Here is a 22,264-nt window from a genome sequence, read left to right as displayed (position 1 = left end):
TCAGCGTTCGGGTGCGGTCGTCACAGGGTGCGCGGCCCGCTCCCCGTGCGCGCTCCCACCCGCCGGCGCCGCGCCGCCTGCGGCCTGGGCCGGCACCTCCGCGCCCGTAGGGGCGTCTGCCGCCGGTACGCCCTCCCCCTCCGGCTCACCGAACCAGGCGACCGCTACGGCACCCGCCACGGCGACCACGAAGCCCAGGACGGCGACCCAGGCGAAGCCCGGACGCGAGGAGTCGCCCAGCCACATCACCCCGAGGATGCCGGGGACCACGGTCTCGCCCACCACCAGCGCCGCGGTGGCGCCGTTCACCGAACCGATCTGCAGGGCGACGGTGTGCAGATACATCCCGCCGATGCCCGCGACGAGAATCGCGTACAGGGCCGGGTCGCCGAGCAGCGAGGGCAGATGGAACGGGTCCACGCCGTTCAGCACCCGTACGCCGACGCCGAGCGCGCCGAAGCCCAGACCGGAGAGCAGACCGGCGAGGATCGCGGCCCGCGCGCCCAGCAGGCGCACGATCAGGGTGCCGCCGCCGATCAGCACGAGGGACGCGACCAGCAGCCACCAGTGGGTCGCGATCGGCGTATGGCCGCTGCCCTCCGGGCCCGCGGCCGTGGCGAGCAGCACCAGCGCCGAACAGACCACGGCGATCGAGCCCCACTCCGCCCGGCTGAGCCGGATGCCCAGGAGCTTGATGCTCAGTACGGCGGTGATCACCAGGTTGGCGCTGATCACGGTCTGGGACAGGAACAGCGGCAGCAGCCTGGCCGCCAGCGCGCCGAGCCCGAAGCCGATGAAGTCCAGCACCGTGCCCACCATGAATTCCCAGGTCACGGCGGCTTTCGCGGTGGAGGAGAGGCTGGGGCCGCCGTGCTGGGTGACGCCGGTGTCAAAGGACGCGGAGGACTTGGCCGCCTCCCGGCGGGCGGACTTGCGCGACCCCACCGCCTGTAGGACGGAACCCGTGCCGTAGCAGGCCGACGCCGCTACGGCCGTCAGAAGGCCGATGATCACCAGGAGCTCCGTTCACACGCACTTGGCATTACCTGTTCATTACCTGGCCTGGCAGACGCTCATTTCGGGACGGGAGTTGCCTCGGCCGGGCAAACAGATCGCGCGGCCGGCCGGCGGCGACCGGCGGCGGAGCGGGCGAGGGCGCCGGGAGCGGGACCCGGCCGGGTCAGGAAGCCGCCCCCGCCCCGAGGCGGGCGAGCGCCCGGGGAACCTCGTCGACCGAGTCGACCAGGGCGATCCGGGCCGCCATCGGGCGATCGGCCGCCAGCGCCTGGAGCAACGGCCAGGTGGGCAGCCGCTCGGTCCAGTGCGCACGGTCGACCAGCACCATCGGGGTCGGCTCGCCCCGCGACCGGTAGTAGTTCGGGGTCGCGTTGTCGAAGATCTCCTGTACGGTCCCGGCCGCGCCCGGCAGGAAGACGACGCCGGCGTTGCAGCGCGCCAGCAGGCCGTCCTCGCGGACCGCGTTGACGAAGTACTTGGCGACATGGGTGGCGAAGGCGTTGGGCGGCTCGTGCCCGTAGAACCAGGTGGGTATGCCGACCGAGGCGCCGCCGCCGGGATGGCCCCGGCGCACGTCGAAGGCGGCCCGGGCCCAGTCGGTGACCGAGGGGGCGAAGTGCGGTGCCTTGGCGAGGAGTTCCAGCGCCGCGTCGAGCATGTCGTCCTCGAACGGCGCGGCGTACGCCCCGAGGTTCGCCGCCTCCATCGCACCGGGGCCGCCGCCCGTGGCCACGGTCAGGCCGTCGCGGGCGAGCCGGCGGCCGAGCCGGGACGCGCCCGCATAGGCGACGGAGCCGCGCTCCAGGGCGTGCCCGCCCATGACACCCACCACCCGGGCGCCGGCGAGGTGCTCGTCCAGGGCGTCGGAGACGGCGTCGTCGTGGATGCTGCGCAGCATCGAGGCGAAGATGTCGCCGTCCGACTTGGTCTCCTGGTACCAGTGGTACGTGCGGGCGTCCGGGGTGGAGTCGTAGCCGGCGTCGACCAGCCCGACGAAGAGCTCGTCCGGCCCGTAGAGGGCGCCGCGGTACGGATCGAACGGCAGGCCGGGTATGGGCGGGAAGACCAGTGCGCCCCCGGCGCGCACCTTCGTGGCGGCGTCCGGTTCCATGACGCAGCCGAGGAACACCGACTCCGTGGTGTCCGTGCCGAGCAGCGCGAACGTACGGTCCGTCAGGTCGACGGACTGGATGCGGTATCCGGCGAGGCTGCCCGAGGCGGCGACCCGGTCGAACTCCTCGAGGGATTCGATTTCCCGGTCGTGGTCGTCGTGACGGCGGGGCGCTGGGAGCGGTGAATTCGGCTGCACGCCCGCCATGTTAGGACCGCAGGGACTCCACGAGGGGACCGAGGTGCCCGTCCGAGGCCGCCGCGTCCAGCGCTTCGCGCAGCGCGCCGTCGTAGGTGGGGCGCGCCTTCAGCTGGACTTTCCGGCCTTCGTCGGTGATGACGCTGTAGACGCCGCGCCGGTCGTCGGGGCACAGGTCGCGGCGGGTCAGGCCGGAGGACTCCAGACGGGAGGCCAGCCGGCTCACGGAGCTCTGGTTGAGGCCGATGAGGTCGGCGAGCTCCTGCATGCGCAGCTCGCCGTCGTCGGCCTCGGCCAGCCGCGTCAGCGCGCGGTACTCGGAGAGTCCGATGCGGTGGTGCTGCTGCAGGGCTCGTGCCAGTTCCTGCTCGACGCGGGTGTGGAGTGCTCCGAGCCGGTCCCAGTGCTCCGCGTCCATCGCCATGCGCTCGCTTCCGCCGCTTCCCGCCGCCGTTTTCCGATCGGGCCTTGACAGCAGCGTACATGCACCTGAAACTTATGTATGTGCATGCAAGGAATGTATGTGCATGGAACTGCAGCAGGTGCAGGAAGAACGAGGGGGAGAGATGACGGTGGTGACGGTGGCGCAGGAATCCGAGGGCGTTGTCGAAGCGGCCGAGACGGCGCGAGAGATCGAACGGATCGCGACCACACCGGACTGGTACGAGCCGTACAGGATCTCCCAGGCCGTCAAGGCGGGCGGACTGATCCATGTCTCGGGACAGGCGGGCATCGACGAGCGGGGACGGACCGTCTCGGACGACTTCCTGACCCAAGGACGGCAGGCGTTCGCGAACGTCGAGCGGGTCCTGGCCGCGGCCGGCGCCTCGCTGGCCGACGTGGTGAAGGTGGGCATCTTCGTGACGGACATGGCCGCCGACCTCGACCATGTCATCACGCTGCGAGGGGAGTTCCTCTCCGAGCCCTACCCCGCGGACACCCTGCTGGAGGTGTCGTCACTGGCCCAGCCGGACTGGCGGATAGAGGTGGAGGTCACGGCGCTCGCCCGCTGAGCGAGGCGGTCCCGGCGGCCCGGCTCCCCGCCCCCCGGCTCACCCGTCGTCCGACGCCGGCTCAGGCTGCTCGCCCGACGAGGGCGTCGGTCAGCCGCATCAGGCGTTCCCGGGCCTGGACGTCGTATGCCTGTTCGTGTGCCCGGGTGTCGGTGAACTGGTCGAAGTAACGGCCTGTGGTGGACGCCAGAGCGGGATCGGTCAGCAGTCGGAGGGTCGGCCGCACCCCCTCGTCGACGGTGGTCACCGGCGTGAGGCCGTACTCGCGCACCCCGTCGGTGTCCATCAGATGGGCCGGATGCAGGGTGTTGACCGTGACGCCGGTGCCCTCCAGCTCGGCGGCCAGGTGGAACGTCGCCATGATCAACGCCAGCTTGCTCCGGCAGTAGGCCCGCAGGCCCTCGTAGTCCCGTTCCAGCATCACGTTGTCGAAGTCGACGGCCTCCTGCCCTATCGAGGCGACATTGACCACGCGGGACGGGGCGGAGGACAGGAGCAGGGGCAGCAGATCGCGGGTCAGGGCGTAGGGGGCGAGGTGATTCACGGCGAAGCGCAGCTCGTGGCCCTGCCGGCTCAGCTCGCGCCGGAGCGGATCGGCGCCGCCGCCCGCGACGGCGTTGTTGATCAGCCCGTCGAGCCGGGGTTCCGCCGCGCGGATCCGGGCGGCCATCGCATGGACCTGGTCGAGGTCGGCCAGATCGGCGAGGTAGGTACGGACGGTGGTGCCGGGGGCGGCCGCCCGTACCTCGGCCGCCACGGTGTCCAGACGGGTGCGGTCGCGGCCGTGCAGCAGAAGGGTGCCGCCCTGGGCGGCGAGGGCGAGTGCGAGGCCGCGGCCCAGGCCCTGGGTGGCCCCCGTGATCAATGTGGTGCGCTGATTCATGGGAAGGAGCCTGGCAGTTGGGCCCAACGGCACGGGAGAGTGTGCTGAACCTGGTGTCGCCACCACCAGGCGTCGGCCCGCAGCCCCGAAGCTCCCCCGGGCACGCCGTGGGCCCTCACCGCACCAGCGGCAGCGTCACCATCTCCGCCACGGTCCAGGTCAGCGGGGCGAGCACGATCACCAGGGCCAGCAGGCGCAGGGCCGCGGCGCGGTAGAGGACGGAGGCGGAGGCACCCAGGCGCCGGAGGGCGGCGGTGGTACGGGCACGGGCGGAGCGGGACTCGAAGGCGGCGGTGAGAGCGCTGGCGGTGACGCAGGCCAGCACCACCGCCGCGCCGATGGCGGTGAGCGGACCGAAGGGACGGGAGGGAGCGGACTCGTAGACCCTGACGGCGGCATAGACGGCGGAGGCCACCGCGCACAGCACGCCGAGCGGACGGCCCAGGCGGTGCGACTCCTCCTGGAGCACGCGTCCGGACAGCAGGCGCAGCGCGCCGGGGCGGCCGGCGCACAGCAGACGGCCGCACAGATGCACCAGACCGGGGCCGGCCAGGACGAGACCGAAGGCGGACAGGGCCCAGCCGGCCAGCGCGCCCGGAGGGCTGCCGACCAGCCGGCCGGGCAGGGGCAGCAGCCCGCCGTGGCCTTGGGAGCCGGGGCTGGTGTAGGCCTCGATGGCCAGGCCCGCCGCGGCCAGGGCGATGCCCCACGGGAGCCCGGAGGGCGGGGCGGTCCGGTGACGGGCCTCGAACTCGGCGGTGCCGGTCTCGTCGCGGGGGCGCAGCACGACGGCGGTCGCGGCGGCGGCGGTCAGCGGTACGAGCGCCAGCAGCATCAGGGCGCCGGCGAGCGGCAGCGGGTGGCCCGAGCCGAGCAGGTCGGAGTCGAGGCCCAAGGCCGAGGCGGCGCCCGGGCCGCCGAGGTCGCCGCGCAGGCGCAGGAAGGCGAACAGCGCGAGGAGGACGCCGAGGAAGCAGGTCAGTGCGGTGGAGGCGGTGGCCAGGAGAGTCAGCCGCAGGGGGCCCATCCCGGCGGCGTTCATCCCGCGCTGGAGGCGGGCGGCGGGGTCGGTACGGGCGGTGGAGACCGCGAACTGGGCGGTGGCGGCGAGCGGGGCCGCGCACCACAGGAGGCGTACCAGCGATGCGTCGGCGGTGGACGGGTGGCCGGCGGCGTAGCCGACGGTGGACAGCAGCAGGAAGCCGGTGCCGGCCGCCGCGGCAGCGACGAAGACGCGACGCAGCAGAACGAGGGGGTGCGAGCCGCGGGTCAGACGGAGAGCGAGCACGCTGCCCTGCTTTCCTCATCGGAGGAGCCGGTGGTGGCGGGTGCTTCGGCCGAGTGGCGGCCGTCGAGGAGCGCGAGGGAGCGGTCGGCGAGCGTGGCGACACCAGGGTCGTGGGTCGCCAGGACCACGGTGATCTGGTGCGAGCGGGCCGCGGTGGTCAGGGTGCGCAGCACCTGAGTGCCGTCGGCGTGGTGCAACGGGGCGGTGGGCTCGTCGGCGAAGAGCACCTGGGGGGTGGTGGCGAGCGCGCGGGCGATCGCGACGCGCTGGCGCTGGGACTGGTCGAGCTGCGCGGGGCGGCGGCGGGCGCACATGCCGACGTCGAGGCGGTCCAGCCATTCGAGGGCGGTGTGCTTGGCCGAGCGGCTGCCGCTGCCCCGCAGCAGCAGGGGGAGGGCGGCGTTCTCCCAGGCGGTGAGTTCGGGGACGAGGTGAGGTTCGGTGTCGATCCAGCCGAACCGGTCCAGGCGCAGCCGTTCGCGGCTGGGAGAGGAGAGGGTGTGCACGGGGGCGCTGTTGAACCACACCTCGCCCTCGGACGGGACGAGTTGACCGGAGAGGCATTTCAACAGGGTGGTCTTGCCGCTGCCGCGCGGGCCGGTGACGGCGAGGATCTCGCCCTCGCGGACGCCGAGGGAGACCCCTGCCAGGGCGGTGGTGCCGCCGTACGTGTGGTGCAGGCCGCGTGCCCAGAGAACGTCGTTGTCAGGCGGGGCCACCATCTGCGCACCTCTTGCTTGTTCGCGTCGACTCGTTCCCCCAACTGGGTGAACGACCATGGAGGGTATCGGTCACTAGCACGGTAAGGACTGGTGCCCCCCGGTATTCGTCGCTTGACAGCACAACGGCCCAGATTCACTCGTATGGCTTGAAGTGAGTGAATCTGGACCGCTGGGTGTTCAGTTGTGTATTAGCGCATCTGGCGCGGGCGCGTCGGTCAGAGCTTGGCCCAGGCCTCGGTGAGGACCGTGCGCAGAATCTGCTCGATCTCGTCGAAGACCGGCTGGTCGGCGATCAGCGGCGGGGCGAGCTGGATGACCGGGTCGCCACGGTCGTCGGCGCGGCAGTAGAGGCCGTTGTCGTACAGCGCCTTGGACAGGAAGCCGTACAGGACGCGCTCGGTCTCCTCCTCGTTGAAGGACTCCTTGGTGGCCTTGTCCTTGACCAGCTCGATGCCGTAGAAGAAGCCGTTGCCGCGGACGTCGCCGACGATCGGCAGGTCGTGCAGCTTCTGCAGCGTGCTCAGGAAGTTGCCCTCGTTGTCGAGGACGTGCTGGTTGAGGCCCTCACGCTCGAAGATGTCGAGATTGGCGACACCGACGGCCGCGGAGACCGGGTGGCCGCCGAAGGTGTAGCCGTGCAGGAAGGTGTTGTCGCCCTTGTAGAACGGCTCGGCCAGGCGGTCGGAGATGATGCAGGCGCCGATCGGGGAGTAGCCCGAGGTCATGCCCTTGGCGCAGGTGATCATGTCCGGGATGTAGCCGAACTTGTCGCAGGCGAACGTCGTGCCCAGGCGGCCGAAGGCGCAGATGACCTCGTCGGAGACGAGCAGCACGTCGTACTGGTCACAGATCTCGCGGACCCGCTGGAAGTAGCCGGGCGGCGGCGGGAAGCAGCCACCGGCGTTCTGCACCGGCTCCAGGAAGACCGCGGCGACGGTCTCGGGGCCCTCGAAGAGGATCTGCTGCTCGATCTGGTCGGCGGCCCAGCGGCCGAAGGCCTCGGGGTCGTCGCCGTGGATCGGGGCGCGGTAGATGTTGGTGTTCGGCACCTTGTGCGCGCCGGGGACCAGCGGCTCGAAGGGGGCCTTCAGGCCGGGCAGGCCGGTGATGGACAGGGCGCCCTGCGGGGTGCCGTGGTAGGCCACCGCCCGCGATATCACCTTGTGCTTCATCGGCTTGCCGGTGAGCTTGAAGTACTGCTTGGCCAGCTTCCACGCGGTCTCGACGGCCTCGCCGCCGCCGGTGGTGAAGAAGACCTTGTTGAGGTCGCCGGGGGCCTCGTTGGCCAGGCGCTCGGCGAGCTCCACGGCCTTGGGGTGGGCGTAGGACCACACGGGGAAGAAGGCGAGCTCCTGCGCCTGCTTGTAGGCGGTCTCGGCGAGCTCGACCCGGCCGTGGCCGGCGTTGACCACAAAGAGGCCGGCGAGGCCGTCGATGTAGCGCTTGCCCTTGTCGTCGTAGATGTTGGTGCCCTCACCGCGGACGATGGTGGGCACGGGAGCATTCTCGTACGACGACATGCGGGTGAAGTGCATCCACAGGTGGTCGTAGGCCGTCTTGGAGAGGTCGCCGCTCATTGCTATCTCGTTCCCCAGGTGTAGGTCTGCTTCCGGAGCTTGAGGTACACGAAGCTCTCGGTGGATCGGACGCCGGGAAGCGTGCGGATCCGCTTGTTGATCATTTCCAGCAGGTGGTCGTCGTCCTCGCAGACGATCTCGATGATGAGATCGAAGGAGCCTGCCGTCATGACGACGTACTCGACTTCTTCCATGGTCGTCAGGGCGTCGGCCACGGGGTCGAGGTCACCCTCGACGTTGATGCCGACCATTGCCTGCCGACGGAAACCGACCGTGAGGGGGTCGGTGACCGCGACGATCTGCATCACGCCTTGGTCGAGCAGTTTCTGTACGCGCTGGCGCACAGCCGCCTCGGACAGGCCGACGGCCTTGCCGATTGCGGCATACGGACGGCGCCCGTCCTCCTGGAGCTGCTCGATGATCGCCAGGGAGACGGAGTCGATCGACGGGGTGCCGTTTCTGTCACGAGTGGCCACGTCCCTCACTGTGCACGAGCCTCGTCGGTCTTGCAACCCCAAAGCGATGAAATTAGTCGTGTCGCGATCAGAATTTCACTGATTCCGTTGTTCCGGGGTGGCGGGTGTGTTGAAAGCGTGGGTTTCATGGCTAGGGTGGACCCAAACCACCGGACATCTGACTTGAAGGGGGCGCACAGTGACCACCGCACTGCGTCGTCTGCGCAACTACATCGACGGGGAGTTCCGGGACGCCGCCGACGGGCGGACCACGGAGGTGGTCAATCCCGCCACGGGTGAGGCGTACGCCACCGCCCCGCTCTCGGCCGCCGCCGACGTGGACGCGGCGATGGCCGCCGCCGAGGCCGCCTTCCCCGCCTGGCGCGACCTGATCCCGGCCGAGCGCCAGAAGGTCCTGCTCAAGGTCGCCGACCGCTTCGAGGAGCGGGCGGAGGAGCTGATCGCCGCCGAGTCCGAGAACTGCGGCAAGCCGATCGCCCTCGTACGCTCCGAGGAGATCCCGCCGATGGTGGACCAGATCCGCTTCTTCGCGGGTGCCGCCCGGATGCTGGAGGGCCGCTCGGCCGGCGAGTACATGGACGGCTTCACCTCCATCATCCGCCGCGAGCCGGTCGGCGTCTGCGCCCAGGTCGCGCCGTGGAACTACCCGATGATGATGGCCGTCTGGAAGTTCGCCCCGGCGCTGGCCGCGGGCAACACCGTCGTCATCAAACCGTCCGACACCACCCCCGCCTCGACGGTGCTGATCGCCGACATCATCGGCAGCGTGCTGGACGAGCTGGGCCACCCGCGGGGCGTGTTCAACGTCATCTGCGGTGACCGCGAGACCGGCCGCCTGATGGTCGAGCACGACGTCCCGGCGATGGCCTCGATCACCGGCTCCGTGCGCGCCGGTATGCAGGTCGCCGAGTCCGCGTCCAAGGACCTCAAGCGGGTCCACCTGGAGCTGGGCGGCAAGGCGCCGGTCGTCGTCTTCGAGGACACCGACATCGCCAAGGCCGTCGAGGACATCTCGGTGGCCGGCTACTTCAACGCCGGCCAGGACTGTACGGCCGCGACCCGCGTGCTCGTCCAGGAGTCCATCCACGACGAGTTCGTCGCGGCGCTGGCCAAGGCCGCGTCGGAGACCAAGACCGGCGCGGTCGACGACGAGGACGTGCTCTACGGCCCGCTGAACAACGCCAACCAGCTCAAGCAGGTCAAGGGCTTCATCGAGCGGCTGCCCGCGCACGCCAAGATCGAGGCGGGCGGCGAGCAGGTCGGCGAGAAGGGCTACTTCTTCGCCCCGACCGTCGTCTCGGGCCTCAAGCAGGACGACGAGATCGTCCAGCACGAGGTGTTCGGCCCGGTCATCACCGTCCAGTCCTTCAGTGACGAGAAGCAGGCGGTGGAGTGGGCCAACGGCGTCGAGTACGCACTCGCGTCCTCGGTGTGGACCAAGGACCACGCCCGCGCCATGCGGATGTCCAAGAGCCTCGACTTCGGCTGTGTGTGGATCAACACCCACATCCCGCTGGTCGCCGAGATGCCGCACGGCGGATTCAAGAAGTCCGGCTACGGCAAGGACCTCTCGGCCTACGGCTTCGACGACTACACCCGCATCAAGCACGTGATGACCTCGCTGGACGGCTGAGCCGCAGCACCGACCGGTTGACCGGCCGGCCCGCGTGGCCGGCCGGCCCCACCGGCCGACCCGGGGGATCCCCACCGTCGAGCGACACGGAACGCTCGACACACCGTCGCGGGCGGAGGCCCGGCAGTTGACGCTCTGTCTCTTGCCGCCTCCGCCCGCGCCACGTGAGAGTGCTCGCCATGGTTGATCTTTCGCGGCGGGGGCTGCTCCGGGGCATGGGCGCAATGGGTGTGACGGGGGCGCTGGCCGCCATGACCGGATGCGGGGTGCCGCCCGCGTACGTCGAGGCGGCACACCGCGCGGGCCCGGACCGCTCCTCGGGCGACCGCCGGATCGTCTTCGCCAACTGGCCGCTGTACATCGACGTCGACGACCACGACGAACAGCGCCGGCCCACCCTCGACGCGTTCGAGCGGCGCACCGGGATCTCCGTCGCGTACAGCGAGGAGATCAACGACAACGACGAGTTCTTCGGCAAGATCAGCCCGGCGCTGATGAACCATCAGCGCACCGGCCGCGACCTGATCGTCATCAGCGACTGGATGTGCGCCCGCTTCGTCCGCCTGGGCTGGGTCCAGGAGATGGACCGCACCGCCCAGCCGAACGTCGCCCGATACCTCGATCCGCTGCTGCGCACCCCGCACTTCGACCCGGGCCGTACGCACTCCGTGCCCTGGCAGTCCGGGATCACCGGCATCGCCTACAACCGCAGGAAGCTCGGTCGCGAGATCCGGCACACCGCCGACCTGTGGAAGGGCGACCTGCGCGGCCGGGTCACCCTGCTCTCCGGCCTCGACGAGGCGTTCGCCCTGCTGATGCAGGGCAACGGCGTCGACATCACCCGCTGGACCGGCGACGACTTCCACCGTATGGCCGACCAGCTCCGCGGCCTCGTCCGCAAGGGCCACATCAGGCGCTTCACCGGCAACGACTACATCAAGGACCTGGACTCCGGGGACGTGCTCGCCGCACAGGCCTACTCCGGTGATGTGATCCAGCTTCAGGCGGACAACCCCGACATCGAGTTCGTGGTGCCGGAGGAAGGGGCCGAGCTCTGGGCGGAGAGCCTGATGATCCCCAACCTCGCGGACCACAAGCGCAACGCGGAGCGGCTGATCGACCACTACTACCGGCCGGAGGTCGCGGCCGACCTCGCCGCCTGGGTCAACTACGTCTGCCCCGTCCCGGCCGCGCGCGAGGTGCTGGCCTCCTCCAAGGACAAGGACCGCGCCGAGCTGGCCGAGGACCCGCTGATCTTCCCCGACGACGCGATGCGCGGGCGACTGGCCATCGCCCGTGACATCACCTCCAAGGAGCGGACGGAGTTCGCCAAGGAGTGGAACGGCATCGTGGGGCTGTGAGCTGTGAGCTGTGAGCCGTGAGCGGGTCGGCTGTGCGGTGGCCCCTGTCGGCCGTGTGGTGCCCCCAGCCTGCGGTGCGGTGTGGTGCTCTCGGCCTGTGGTGCGCGGTGCGGTGCCCTAGGTCATCGGGTGCCCAGTGCCGTGCGGCGCCACGGGCCGTGCGGGGGCCTCTACTGTGCGGCGCCCTGTGCCGTGCGGTGCCCTGTGCCCTTTGCCGTGTGGCGCCTCCCTGTGTTCCGGCAACGATTACGGAGAGTAATCAGTTCCCGAGTGTTGTGTGATGGCCGTGTGATGCTCGGTAGTGCTAGGAGGCCACTCGGTAGTGCTAGGAGTGCCAGTGGTGCTCTGTGAGGCTCAGTGCCATGACGTCGTGTATGCGTCGATCTCGGCTGACAGTCGGGCCTTGGCGGGGGTGTCCATGAAGGAGGCCTCGACGGCGTTCTTGGCCAGGGCGGCCAGGCCGGTGGTGTCCAGCCCCAGAAGGCGGGCGGCGACGCCGTATTCGGTGTTGAGGTCGGTGCCGAACATCGGGGGGTCGTCGCTGTTGATCGTGACCAGGACGCCGGCGTCGACCATCTCCTTGAGGGGGTGCTCCTCCAGGGTGCGCACCGCGCGGGTGGCGATGTTGGAGGTGGGGCAGACCTCCAGCGGGATGCGGTGCTCGGCGAGGTGGGCCAGCAGCTCGGGGTCCTGAGTGGCGCTGGTGCCGTGGCCGATGCGCTCGGCGCGCAGGTCGCGCAGCGCGTCCCAGATCGTGCCGGGGCCCGTGGTCTCACCGGCGTGCGGTACGGAGTGCAGCCCGGCGGCGATCGCGCGGTCGAAGTACGGCTTGAACTGCGGGCGGGGAACGCCGATCTCGGGGCCGCCGAGCCCGAAGGACACCAGGCCCTCGGGCCGCAGGTCGCAGGCGATGCGGGCGGTCTCCTCGGCGGCCTCCAGGCCCGCCTCGCCGGGGATGTCGAAGCACCAGCGCAGCACCACGCCCAGCTCGGACTCCGCGGCCTTGCGGGCGTCCTCGATGGCCTCGACGAACGCGGCGTCGGGGATGCCGCGGCGGGTGGAGCTGAAGGGCGTGACGGTCAGCTCGGCGTAGCGGATCTGCTGCCGCGCCATGTCCCGGGCGACCTCGTACGTCAGCAGGCGGACGTCGTCGGCGTCGCGGATCAGGTCCACGACGGAGAGGTAGACCTCGACGAAGTGCGCGAAGTCGCGGAAGGTGAAGTAGTCGGCCAGCGCCTCGGGGTCGGTGGGGACGGCGGAGTCGGGGTGCCGGGCGGCCAGCGTGGAGACGATGCGCGGTGAGGCCGATCCGACGTGGTGGACGTGCAGCTCCGCCTTGGGCAGGCCCGCGATGAAGGCATCGAGATCGGACAACGGTTCCTCCTGGTCGGTGGGTGTTCAGGGGTGTGCGGAACGGCCTGGTCATGCTATGCGCGTCCAGGTCGGCCGGTGGCCGCAGGGCGTGAATCGGCCGGCGTGCGGCCCCTTTGACGACGGGCCGGGGGCGCCGGGCGCGCCCCCGGGCGGCCGACCGCCCTACCGCTGCCGGCCGTCCGCCTCCCGGAGCCGCCGGCCGTCCGCCTCCCGCAGCCGCTGGCGGGCCTCCATCAGTGCGAAGCCCAGCAGATTCAGCCCCCGCCAGCGCGCCGGGTCCATGGCCCGCTCGTCGTCGGCGGCCAGGCCGATGCCCCATATCCGGTCCAGCGGGCTGGCCTCGACCAGCACCCGGGAGTTCGTGCCCAGCAGGAACTCCCGGAGGTCGGCGTCCTGTCCGAACTTGTGCAGGCTGCCCTCGACGACCAGGCCGTAGCGATGCCGCTGCCAGGTCTCCTCGTCGAAGCCGCGGACCTTGCGCCCGTAGGACTTCGCCTGCTTGGGGTGGCCCGCCGCTATCGCGCCGCGCTCCGCGTCCGCGTCGCCGAACAGCCGGGCCTTTCCGGCCATCATCCAGTGTTCGGCGGTGGCATAGCGGACACCGTCGACCGTGAAGGGGGAGGGCCACCACTGGCTGAAGCAGCTCGCCCCCAGGCTGCCGTCGCGCCGGGGGCTGTGGCCCCAGAAATGGACGTATTTCCTGTGCTTCCCGGCGGCGGTCTCGCGGCACAGCTCCTCGACCGAGCGCGGTCCGTCCGCGACCCGTCCGGCCATGATCGTCTCGCCGGCCCCCGTGTTGTCGTGCATCATGCCGGGATTCTGTCAGCGGGCACTGACAACGTGTCGGGGTGGGTACAGGGAAAATCGCAGAATTCGTCGCGTAACCAAAAGGCAACAACGGAATCACTTGTTGAGGGTGCTTTCCTCTGTCAAGATCGGCCATCAATTCCGGAAGTAGCTACGCCAGGCAGTGCCGCTGAGCGGCCCCGGCGCCCGGCGGAGGAGAGCACCATGGACCACCGATTCGATGTCACCGAGCGGTTCGCCGAGGGCGCGCAATTCATCGCGGGCAGCCTCCGCGCCGGCAGCTCCGGCCGTACCCAGGACGTCGTGGACCCGGCGACCGGCGAGACGGTGTACTCCTACGAACTCGCAGGCACGGCGGACGTGGACGCCGCCGTGGCGGCCGCGGAGCGCGCCTTCGCCGAGTGGGGCGGGGCCACCCCCGGTGAACGCTCCGACACCCTGCACCGCTTCGCCGCGGCGCTCGCCGAGGACGCCGCCGACCTCGCCTTCGCCGAATCGCTGAACTGCGGAAAGCCGATCAAGCTCAGCAACGAGTTCGACGTGCCGGGCTCGATCGACAACGCGGCGTTCTTCGCCGGCGCCGCCCGCCACCTGGAGGGCAAGGCGGCCGGCGAATACAGCGCCGACCACACCTCCGTCATCCGCCGCGAGCCCATCGGCGTCGTCGGCTCCATCGCGCCGTGGAACTACCCGCTGCAGATGGCCGCTTGGAAGGTGCTGCCGGCCCTCGCCGCGGGCAACACCATCGTCCTCAAGCCCGCCGAGATCACCCCGCTGACCTCGCTGCTGTTCGCGCAGGCCGCGCAGCGCGCGGGGCTGCCGGACGGTGCGCTCAACATCGTCTCCGGGGCGGGCCGGGACGCCGGCGAGCACCTGGTGGGCCACCGCTGTGTCGCGATGACCTCCTTCACCGGCTCCACCGCCGTCGGCAAGCGCGTCGCGGAGATCGCCACCGGCACCGTCAAGCGCCTCCATCTGGAACTCGGCGGCAAGGCCCCCTTCGTCGTCTTCGACGACGCCGACCTGGAGGCCGCCGTCCACGGCGCGGTCGCCGGCGCGCTGATCAACACCGGCCAGGACTGCACCGCCGCCACCCGCGCCTACGTCCAACGCCCGCTCTACGACGCGTTCGTCCAAGGCGTCGCCGACCTGATGGCGACCGTACGGCTCGGCGACCCCTTCGACCCGTCCACCGACCTGGGTCCGCTGATCTCGCACGCCCAGCGCGACCGGGTGGCCGGCTTCGTCGACCGGGCGCGCGGCTACGCCACCGTCGTCACCGGCGGCGAGGTACCCGCGTTCGGCGACGACAGCAGGCTGGCCAAGGGCGCCTACTACCGGCCCACGCTGATCGCCGGGGCCGCGCAGGACAGCGAGATCGTGCAGGCGGAGATCTTCGGCCCGGTGCTGGTCGTGCTGCCCTTCGACAGCGACGACGAGGGCATCGCGCTGGCCAACGACACCCCCTACGGGCTGGCCGCCTCCGCCTGGAGCCGGGACGTCTACCGCACCGGCCGCGCCACCCGCGAGATCAACGCGGGCTGCGTCTGGGTCAACGACCACATCCCGATCATCAGCGAGATGCCGCACGGCGGCGCCAAGGCGTCCGGCTTCGGCAAGGACATGTCGGCCTACTCCTTCGAGGAGTACACCCAGGTCAAGCACGTGATGTATGACAACACCGCGGTCGCCAGGAAGGACTGGCACCGGACGATCTTCGGGGACCGTCCCTGAGGGACCCCCGGCCTCACCGAGCCCCCCACAGGCCCCGCCCCCACCTGGGCCCCACCCCTGCGGCCAGCGCCGCGCGGCACCGTCACCACCGGCCGAGCGCCGGGCTCACCCCCGAAAGGGCACCGCGCATGGAGCACCACGAGCAGCCCGAACCCCTGTCCCCGGCCGAGATCGCCGCCGTCCGCCGCAGCGCGGCCGACGGCCGGCTGGCCATGACCCGCCGCACGCTGCTGCGCGCGAGCAGCGCCATGGCCGTCGCGGCCGGCGGCCTGGGTGCCCTCGGCGCCTGCGGCATCCCGCCCGCGGGCCGCACGGACGCCGCCGGGAGCACGGACCACTCCCGGGCGGAGAAGCGCCTGAACTTCTCCAACTGGACCGAGTACATGGACGTCAGCGACGACGGCAAGCGCCACCCGACGCTGGACGCCTTCACCCGGCGCACCGGCATCGCCGTCAAGTACACCGAGGACATCAACGACAACGACGAGTTCTTCGGAAAGGTCCAGGCGCAGCTGGCGGCCGGCCAGGACACCGGCCGCGATCTGCTCGTGCTCACCGACTGGATGTGCGCGCGGATGATCTCCCTGGGCTGGATCCAGAAGCTGGACCCGGCCAATCTGCCGCACGCCTACGCCAACCTGGCCGCGGAGTTCCGCGACCCGGCCTGGGACCCGGGCCGCGCGCACTCCTACGTCTGGCAGGGCATCCCCGCGATCATCGCGTACAACAAGAAGGCCACCGGCGGCAGGAAGGTCGACTCGGTGAGCCAGCTGCTGGAGGACCCGCGGCTCAAGGGCCGGGTCGGCTTCCTCTCCGAGATGCGCGACAGCGTCGGGCTGACCCTGCTGGACATGGGCAAGCGCCCCGAGGACGTCACCGCGGACGACTTCGACGCGGCGATAGCCCGACTCCAAAAGGGCGTGGACGCAAAGCAGATCCGCCGCTTCACCGGCAACGACTACACCACCGACCTGGACAAGGGCGACCTCGCCGCCTGTGTCGCCTGGGCCGGGGACATCGTCCAGCTGCAGAGCGACAACCCGGACATCGAGTACGTCATCCCCAAGTCCGGCTACATGACGTCCACCGACAACCTCATGGTGCCGAACAAGGCCCGCCACAAGCAGAACGCCGAACGGCTCATCGACTACTTCTACGAGCCGAAGGTGGCGGCCCGGCTCGCGGCCTACATCAACTACGTCTGCCCCGTCGACGGCGTGCGCGACGAGCTCGCCAAGATCGACAAGTCGGCGGCGGACAACCCGCTGATCCTGCCGGACAAGGAGATGGCCGCCCGGTCCCACTCCTTCCGCGCGCTGAACGCCAAGGAGAGCAAGGAGTTCGCCCAGAAGTTCTCCGACCTCACCGGCGCCTGAGCCGCCCCCGGGGCCTGGCCCCCACGCTCCCACCAGGCCCGCCCGAGCCGTTTCGCCCTCCGACCCATGGGACGACCGACATGACCAACACCGCGACCCCCCAGAGCAGCGGCGGCGACGTCCGCCTCCACGGGATAAGCAAGACCTACGGCTCCTTCACCGCCGTCCATCCGCTCGACCTGACCGTCCCCGCGGGCTCCTTCTTCGCGCTGCTGGGCGCCTCGGGCTGCGGCAAGACCACCACCCTGCGGATGATCGCCGGACTGGAGGAGCCCACCACCGGGACCGTCGAGCTGTCGGGCCAGGACGTCACGGCCCTGCCGCCGTACAAGCGCCAGGTCAACACCGTCTTCCAGAACTACGCGCTCTTCCCGCACCTGGACATCTACGAGAACGTCGCCTTCGGGCTGCGCCGCCGCGGCATCAAGTCCGTCAAGAAGCAGGTCGAGGAGATGCTCGACCTCGTCCAGCTCGGCCCGATGGCGCGCCGCAAGCCGCAGCAGCTCTCCGGTGGCCAGCAGCAGCGCGTCGCGGTCGCGCGGGCGCTGATCAACCACCCCCAGGTGCTGCTGCTCGACGAGCCGCTCGGCGCCCTCGACCTCAAGCTGCGCCGCCAGATGCAGCTGGAGCTCAAGCGCATCCAGACCGAGGTCGGGATCACCTTCGTGCACGTCACCCACGACCAGGAGGAGGCCATGACGATGGCCGACACCGTGGCCGTGATGAACGGCGGCCGGGTCGAACAGCTCGGCGCCCCCGCCGACCTCTACGAGAACCCCGCCACCACCTTCGTCGCCAACTTCCTGGGCACCTCCAACCTCATCGAGGCCGAGGTCGTCGAGACCGGCGGCGAGGAGCTGCTCCTCAAGGCCGCCGGCGGCAAGCTCCGGCTGCCCGCCGCCCGATGTAGCGCCGCGGCCCCCACAGGCGGCAAGGTGCTGGCCGGCGTACGGCCGGAGAAGGTCGCGCTGAAGCACACCGACGACGCCGGGGCCTGCCCCGAGGGCCACAACCGGCTGCCCGGCCGCATCAAGGACGCCAGCTTCATCGGCGTCTCCACGCAGTACGTCGTCGAGGTGCCCGGCCTGGGCGAACTCGCCGTCTACGAGCAGAACATCGAACGCGACGGCCGCCTCGTGCCCGGCGCGGAGGTCGTCGTGCACTGGAACCCGGCGCACACCTTCGGACTGGACGCCGCCCAGGACATCCAGGCCGGCGCGGACCTCGACGAGGAGGCCGCGTGACCCTCACCGAGACCCCCGTGCCACCGGAACAGCAGACCGTGGACGCGCCCCCCAAGGCGCACCGGCCGTCCGCCCGCAAGCGGCTCGTGCCCTACTGGCTGCTGCTGCCCGGCATCCTGTGGCTGCTCGTCTTCTTCGCCGCCCCGCTCGTCTACCAGGCGTCGACGTCGATCCAGACCGGCTCCCTCGAAGAGGGCTTCAAGGTCACCTGGCACTTCGCCACGTACTGGGACGCGCTCGGCGAGTACTGGCCGCAGTTCGTCCGCTCCGTGGGCTACGCCGCGGTCGCCACCGCGCTCTGCCTGCTGCTGGGCTACCCCCTGGCCTACCTGATCGCCTTCAAGGCGGGCCGCTGGCGCAACCTGGTGATGATCCTGGTCATCGCCCCGTTCTTCACCAGCTTCCTGATCCGCACGCTGGCGTGGAAGACGATCCTGGCCGACGCCGGACCGGTCGTCGGCGTCCTGAACTCCCTGCACGTGCTGGACGTGACGAGCTGGCTGGGCGTCACCGAAGGACACCGGGTGCTGGCCACCCCGCTCGCGGTGGTCTGCGGACTGACCTACAACTTCCTGCCGTTCATGATCCTGCCCCTGTACACCTCGCTGGAGCGCATCGACCCGCGCCTGCACGAGGCCGCCGGCGACCTCTACGCCCGCCCGGCCACCACCTTCCGCCGGGTCACCTTCCCGCTGTCCATGCCCGGTGTCGTCGCCGGCACCCTGCTCACCTTCATCCCGGCGGCCGGTGACTACATCAACGCCGAACTGCTGGGCTCCACCGACCAGAAGATGATCGGCAACGTCATCCAGTCGCAGTTCCTGCGGGTCCTGGACTACCCGACGGCCGCCGCCCTCTCCTTCATCCTCATGGCGGCCATCCTCGCCATGGTCACGATCTACATCCGCAAGTCCGGGACGGAGGATCTGGTCTGATGGCGGCCACCGAAACCAAGGCAACCCGACCGACCGCGGCCACGGCCGCCCGCCCGCCCGGCAAGGCCCTGCGCTGGCTGCGCCGCAACATCGTGGTGATAGCGGGCCTGTGCACGCTGGGCTATCTGATCCTGCCCAACGTCGTCGTGCTGGTCTTCTCCTTCAACAAGCCCAACGGCCGCTTCAACTACCAGTGGCAGCGCTTCTCCACGGACGCCTGGGCCGATCCGTGCGGGGTCGCCGACCTGTGCGGCTCGCTGGGGCTGAGCCTGCAGATCGCCCTGTGGGCGACCGTCGGCGCGACCGTCCTGGGCACCATGATCGCCTTCGCGCTGGCCCGCTACCGCTTCCGCGCCCGGTCCTCCGTCAACACCCTGATCTTCCTGCCGATGGCCATGCCCGAGGTCGTCATGGCCGCCTCGCTGGCGACCCTCTTCCTCAACATGGGCATCCAGTTCGGCTTCTGGACGATCCTCATCGCGCACATCATGTTCTGCCTGAGCTTCGTCGTCACCGCCGTCAAGGCACGCGTGATGAGCATGGACCCGCGGCTGGAGCAGGCCGCCCAGGACCTCTACGCCTCCCCGGTGCAGACCTTCCTGCGGGTGACGCTGCCGATCGCCGCGCCCGGCATCGCCTCCGGCGCGCTGCTGTCCTTCGCCCTGTCCTTCGACGACTTCATCATCACCAACTTCAATGCCGGCTCCACCGTGACCTTCCCCATGTTCGTCTGGGGATCGGCGCAGCGGGGCACGCCCGTTCAGATCAATGTCATCGGTACGGCGATGTTCCTGGTCGCCGTGCTGTGCGTAGTCGTCGGCCAACTGGCCGGGAACCGCCGCAACAGGCGCAAGAGGAGCTGAGAACCATGGCACGAGCTGCCATGTCGCATCCGTCCGGACCGTCTCCCGTCCACGCTCTCGCGGACGCCGCCCCCACCCCCTTCTGGCTGGACGATCCCGCCCGCCCCGACGCCCTGCCGGCCCTCGTCGGCGACGAGACCTGCGATCTGCTGGTGGTCGGCGGCGGCTACTCGGGACTGTGGACCGCGCTGATCGCCAAGGAGCGCGACCCGCAGCGCGATGTCGTGCTCATCGAGGGCGCCGAGATCGGCTGGGCCGCCTCCGGGCGCAACGGAGGCTTCTGCGCCGCCTCCCTCACCCACGGCCTGGGCAACGGACTGGCCCGCTGGCCCGGCGAGCTCGCCACGCTCGAAGAGCTCGGCATCCACAACCTCGACGCGATCGAGGACGCCGTCGCCCGCTACGGCATCGACTGCGCCTTCGAGCGCACCGGCGAGATCGACATCGCCACCGAGCCCCATCAGATCGCCGAACTCAAGGAGGCCGCCAAGGACGCCGCCGAGCTCGGGCTCGACCGGCACACTTTCCTCGACCAGGACGAACTGCGCGCCGAGGTCGACTCACCGACCTTCCGTGCCGGCCTGTGGGACCGCGACGGCGTCGCGATGCTCAACCCCGCCCGCCTCGCCTGGGGCCTGAAGCAGGCCTGCCTCGGCCTCGGCGTCCGCATCTACGAGCGCACCCGCGCCACCACCCTGGCCTCCGAAGGCCTGGGCATGGCCGTCCGCACCCCCTACGGGCGGGTCTTCGCCCGCTACGTCGCGCTCGGCACCAACGCCTTCCCGTCCCTGGTCAAGCGGGTACGCCCGTACATCGTCCCGGTCTACGACCACGCCCTGATGACCGAGCCGCTCTCCGAGGAGCAGCTCGCCGCCATCGGCTGGAAGAACCGCCAGGGCCTCTCCGACAGCAACAACCACTTCCACTACTTCCGCATCACCGCCGACCACCGCATCCTGTGGGGCGGCTACGACATCGTCTACCGCTACGGCGGCGGCGTACGGGCGGAGTTCGACCACCACCCGGCCACCTACGAGAAGCTCGCCCGGCACTTCTTCCGCTGCTTCCCCCAGCTGGAGGGCCTGCGCTTCAGCCACGCCTGGGGCGGCGCCATCGACACCTGCGCCCGCTTCTCCGCCTTCTTCGGCACCGCGCACGCCGGCCGGGTCGCCTACGCGGCCGGATACACCGGGCTCGGTGTGGGCGCCACCCGCTTCGGCGCCGAGGTGATGCTCGATCTGCTCGCCGGGGAGCGCACCGAGCGCACGGAGCTGGAGATGGTCCGCAGCAAGCCGCTGCCCTTCCCGCCCGAGCCGCTGCGCTGGGCGGGCATCGGTATCACCCAGTGGTCGATGACCCGCGCCGACACCCACGGCGGTCGCCGCAACCTGTGGTTGAAGGCCATGGACAAGCTGGGACTGGGCTTCGACAGCTGACGCAGGGGGTCGGCGGACGCGGTGCGTCGACGCTCGCCGGGGGCGCGCGGCCGGAGCCGCGCGCCTTCACCGTCCGTCGTCCGCCGCCTGGCCCCACCGGTCGCACACCGCGCACCACGCCGCGAGCAGCACGCCGGCCAGGCACCAGCTGCCGAGTACGTCCAGGGGCCAGTGGTATCCGCGGCGCACCAGCCCGACGCCGACGCCGAGATTCAGCAGGGCGGCCCCGGCGGCGAGCGCCGGTGCGCGGGTGCGGGCGGCCCGGCCCCCCGCCCACCACCGCTGATGCCGGGTCAGCAGCAGCGCGGCCACGCCGTAGGCGACCGCCGCCGTGGCGCCGTGGCCCGAGGGGTAGAAGCCGTCGTGCGCGGCGCCGGCCATCGCGGGCGGGCCCGGCCGGGCGAGCCAGAGCTTGAGCGGGGCGACGAGTGCCGGCACCGCGGCCGCCGCGAGCGCGGCGGCGAGCGGTGGCAGCCACCAGCGGGCGACGGGGCCCTCGGGCATCGCGGTCCGGGGCGTCCTTCGCCACCCCCGCCACGCGGACCACACCATCACCGTCAGCAGCACGGGCAGCGCGACGGTCGCATTGCCGAGGTCGGCGAAGAACTCGGCGGCGGAGGGGGGAAGCGCGCCGGCGGCGACGGCGCGGCCCAGGCGCTCGTCGAGGGCGCGCAGCGGGCCGTGGCCGGCCACCTGCCAGGTGAGCGCGGCGAAGAGGGCCGCGCTGAGGAGCGCGACCAGCAGTGGCGAGAAGTGGCGTGGGCCGCGGGCCGAGCGGTCCGGCGAGCCGGGAGGGGGGATCGGCCGCCCCGGAACAGGGGGGGTGGTTCCGAGGCGGCCGCGCTGACCGGTGTCCCGCGCGCCCCGGGGGGTTTGGGGCGAGCGGACATCCGATCGGTGAGGATTCCCGGAGCCCCCCATTCCAGGGGTTCCGGTGTCGTGCGCGAGGGCACGGCCTGATCGGAGCCGGGGAAGCGCCGACCGGGCGTCGCCCGCAGTCCCCTGCGAGCGGGGTGTTTCTCTCATCTGCAGAAACCGTACGGCACAGGGAGCGCACCGGACAGCCGCATCACCCGGCCGCCATTGGCCCCGCACATCTTCTTCACTCCGTACCTCCAGCTACGCGCGTCCGCCTCGACGGCGTGCCGTTCGCCCTCTTTGGGCGGCGAACGGGCGTGGCCCGGGGCGCGGTGGGTGCCGGGGGCCCGGGCCCCCC

General features: G+C 70.9%; 21 protein-coding genes. 9 read left to right on the top strand and 12 right to left on the bottom strand.

The features are described from left to right. The 3 genes from ACFWZH_RS21805 to ACFWZH_RS21795 form a co-directional block, all read right to left on the bottom strand. A complete protein-coding gene (locus ACFWZH_RS21805; protein WP_384433546.1) occupies nt 1-1,014 on the bottom strand; it encodes a hypothetical protein in 1,014 nt (337 codons plus the stop codon). Nucleotides 1,015-1,180: 166 nt separating this feature from the next. Beyond that, the gene (locus tag ACFWZH_RS21800; RefSeq protein ID WP_384433543.1) at nt 1,181-2,335 is read right to left on the bottom strand and encodes an LOG family protein; all 1,155 of its coding nucleotides are present in this window, start codon (nt 2,333-2,335) and stop codon (nt 1,181-1,183) included. Nucleotide 2,336: 1 nt separating this feature from the next. Continuing rightward, nucleotides 2,337-2,744: a MarR family winged helix-turn-helix transcriptional regulator gene (locus tag ACFWZH_RS21795; RefSeq protein WP_384433837.1), complete on the bottom strand. Its 408-nt coding sequence runs from the start codon at nt 2,742-2,744 to the stop codon at nt 2,337-2,339. A 109-nt stretch (nt 2,745-2,853) separates the two neighbouring features. Between ACFWZH_RS21795 and ACFWZH_RS21790 the strand changes: the two genes are divergently transcribed. Continuing rightward, nucleotides 2,854-3,339, top strand: coding sequence for a RidA family protein (locus tag ACFWZH_RS21790; protein ID WP_384433541.1), 486 nt, complete (start codon nt 2,854-2,856; stop codon nt 3,337-3,339). A gap of 61 nt (nt 3,340-3,400) precedes the next feature. Here ACFWZH_RS21790 and ACFWZH_RS21785 read toward each other — a convergent pair whose 3' ends face one another. The 5 genes from ACFWZH_RS21785 to ACFWZH_RS21765 form a co-directional block, all read right to left on the bottom strand. Then, nucleotides 3,401-4,222: an SDR family NAD(P)-dependent oxidoreductase gene (locus tag ACFWZH_RS21785; protein WP_384433538.1), complete on the bottom strand. Its 822-nt coding sequence runs from the start codon at nt 4,220-4,222 to the stop codon at nt 3,401-3,403. 115 nt (nt 4,223-4,337) lie between these two features. Next, nucleotides 4,338-5,510: a hypothetical protein gene (locus ACFWZH_RS21780; RefSeq protein WP_384433535.1), complete on the bottom strand. Its 1,173-nt coding sequence runs from the start codon at nt 5,508-5,510 to the stop codon at nt 4,338-4,340. Then, nucleotides 5,492-6,232 (bottom strand): ABC transporter ATP-binding protein, encoded by a 741-nt coding sequence (locus ACFWZH_RS21775; protein ID WP_384433532.1) that lies wholly within the window; start codon nt 6,230-6,232, stop codon nt 5,492-5,494. Before ACFWZH_RS21775 ends, ACFWZH_RS21780 begins: the two co-directional genes overlap by 19 nt. 215 nt (nt 6,233-6,447) lie before the next feature. Continuing rightward, entirely contained in the window at nt 6,448-7,809 is a 1,362-nt protein-coding gene (locus ACFWZH_RS21770; RefSeq protein WP_384433529.1) for an aspartate aminotransferase family protein, read from the bottom strand. Between the two features lie 2 nt (nt 7,810-7,811). Then, nucleotides 7,812-8,285 carry an Lrp/AsnC family transcriptional regulator gene (locus ACFWZH_RS21765; RefSeq protein WP_018087114.1) on the bottom strand — a complete coding sequence of 158 codons (474 nt, stop codon included), beginning with the start codon at nt 8,283-8,285 and terminating at the stop codon, nt 7,812-7,814. Between the two features lie 178 nt (nt 8,286-8,463). Here ACFWZH_RS21765 and ACFWZH_RS21760 point away from each other — a divergent pair, with 178 nt between their 5' ends. Both ACFWZH_RS21760 and ACFWZH_RS21755 read left to right on the top strand, forming a co-directional pair. Beyond that, a complete protein-coding gene (locus ACFWZH_RS21760) occupies nt 8,464-9,918 on the top strand; it encodes a gamma-aminobutyraldehyde dehydrogenase (RefSeq protein WP_384433526.1) in 1,455 nt (484 codons plus the stop codon). Between the two features lie 179 nt (nt 9,919-10,097). Next, nucleotides 10,098-11,279, top strand: coding sequence for a PotD/PotF family extracellular solute-binding protein (locus tag ACFWZH_RS21755; protein WP_384433523.1), 1,182 nt, complete (start codon nt 10,098-10,100; stop codon nt 11,277-11,279). Nucleotides 11,280-11,633: 354 nt separating this feature from the next. Here ACFWZH_RS21755 and ACFWZH_RS21750 read toward each other — a convergent pair whose 3' ends face one another. Then, nucleotides 11,634-12,653, bottom strand: coding sequence for an adenosine deaminase (locus ACFWZH_RS21750; RefSeq protein WP_384433520.1), 1,020 nt, complete (start codon nt 12,651-12,653; stop codon nt 11,634-11,636). 162 nt (nt 12,654-12,815) lie between these two features. Continuing rightward, nucleotides 12,816-13,463 (bottom strand): NADAR family protein, encoded by a 648-nt coding sequence (locus ACFWZH_RS21745; RefSeq protein WP_384433517.1) that lies wholly within the window; start codon nt 13,461-13,463, stop codon nt 12,816-12,818. 201 nt (nt 13,464-13,664) lie between these two features. Between ACFWZH_RS21745 and ACFWZH_RS21740 the strand changes: the two genes are divergently transcribed. The 6 genes from ACFWZH_RS21740 (at nt 13,665) to ACFWZH_RS21715 (ending at nt 21,048) form a co-directional block, all read left to right on the top strand. Continuing rightward, nucleotides 13,665-15,194, top strand: a complete 1,530-nt coding sequence (locus ACFWZH_RS21740) for a gamma-aminobutyraldehyde dehydrogenase (RefSeq protein WP_384433515.1) — start codon at nt 13,665-13,667, stop codon at nt 15,192-15,194. 128 nt (nt 15,195-15,322) lie between these two features. Continuing rightward, nucleotides 15,323-16,570, top strand: coding sequence for a spermidine/putrescine ABC transporter substrate-binding protein (locus ACFWZH_RS21735; RefSeq protein ID WP_384433512.1), 1,248 nt, complete (start codon nt 15,323-15,325; stop codon nt 16,568-16,570). 80 nt (nt 16,571-16,650) lie between these two features. Beyond that, nucleotides 16,651-17,814, top strand: coding sequence for an ABC transporter ATP-binding protein (locus ACFWZH_RS21730; RefSeq protein ID WP_384433509.1), 1,164 nt, complete (start codon nt 16,651-16,653; stop codon nt 17,812-17,814). Continuing rightward, a complete protein-coding gene (locus ACFWZH_RS21725) occupies nt 17,811-18,749 on the top strand; it encodes an ABC transporter permease (RefSeq protein ID WP_384433506.1) in 939 nt (312 codons plus the stop codon). Before ACFWZH_RS21730 ends, ACFWZH_RS21725 begins: the two co-directional genes overlap by 4 nt. Further along, nucleotides 18,749-19,612 (top strand): ABC transporter permease, encoded by an 864-nt coding sequence (locus tag ACFWZH_RS21720; RefSeq protein WP_384433503.1) that lies wholly within the window; start codon nt 18,749-18,751, stop codon nt 19,610-19,612. Before ACFWZH_RS21725 ends, ACFWZH_RS21720 begins: the two co-directional genes overlap by 1 nt. A gap of 20 nt (nt 19,613-19,632) precedes the next feature. Continuing rightward, a complete protein-coding gene (locus ACFWZH_RS21715; RefSeq protein ID WP_384433834.1) occupies nt 19,633-21,048 on the top strand; it encodes an NAD(P)/FAD-dependent oxidoreductase in 1,416 nt (471 codons plus the stop codon). A 66-nt stretch (nt 21,049-21,114) separates the two neighbouring features. Here the strand turns inward: ACFWZH_RS21715 and ACFWZH_RS21710 are convergent, their stop codons facing one another. Together ACFWZH_RS21710 and ACFWZH_RS21705 are read right to left on the bottom strand one after the other, a co-directional pair. Further along, nucleotides 21,115-21,741, bottom strand: coding sequence for a phosphatase PAP2 family protein (locus tag ACFWZH_RS21710; RefSeq protein WP_384433500.1), 627 nt, complete (start codon nt 21,739-21,741; stop codon nt 21,115-21,117). Nucleotides 21,742-22,070: 329 nt separating this feature from the next. Beyond that, nucleotides 22,071-22,264, bottom strand: a 194-nt coding sequence (locus ACFWZH_RS21705; RefSeq protein ID WP_384433497.1) for a hypothetical protein, incomplete at its 5' end; no start/stop codon positions are given.

Origin of the sequence: Streptomyces sp. NPDC059008, from assembly GCF_042749045.1 — a bacterium.
Taxonomy (GTDB): Bacteria; Actinomycetota; Actinomycetes; order Streptomycetales; family Streptomycetaceae; genus Streptomyces.
Note: the sequence above shows the minus strand (reverse complement) of the source record. Positions and strands in the feature narration are given on the sequence as shown.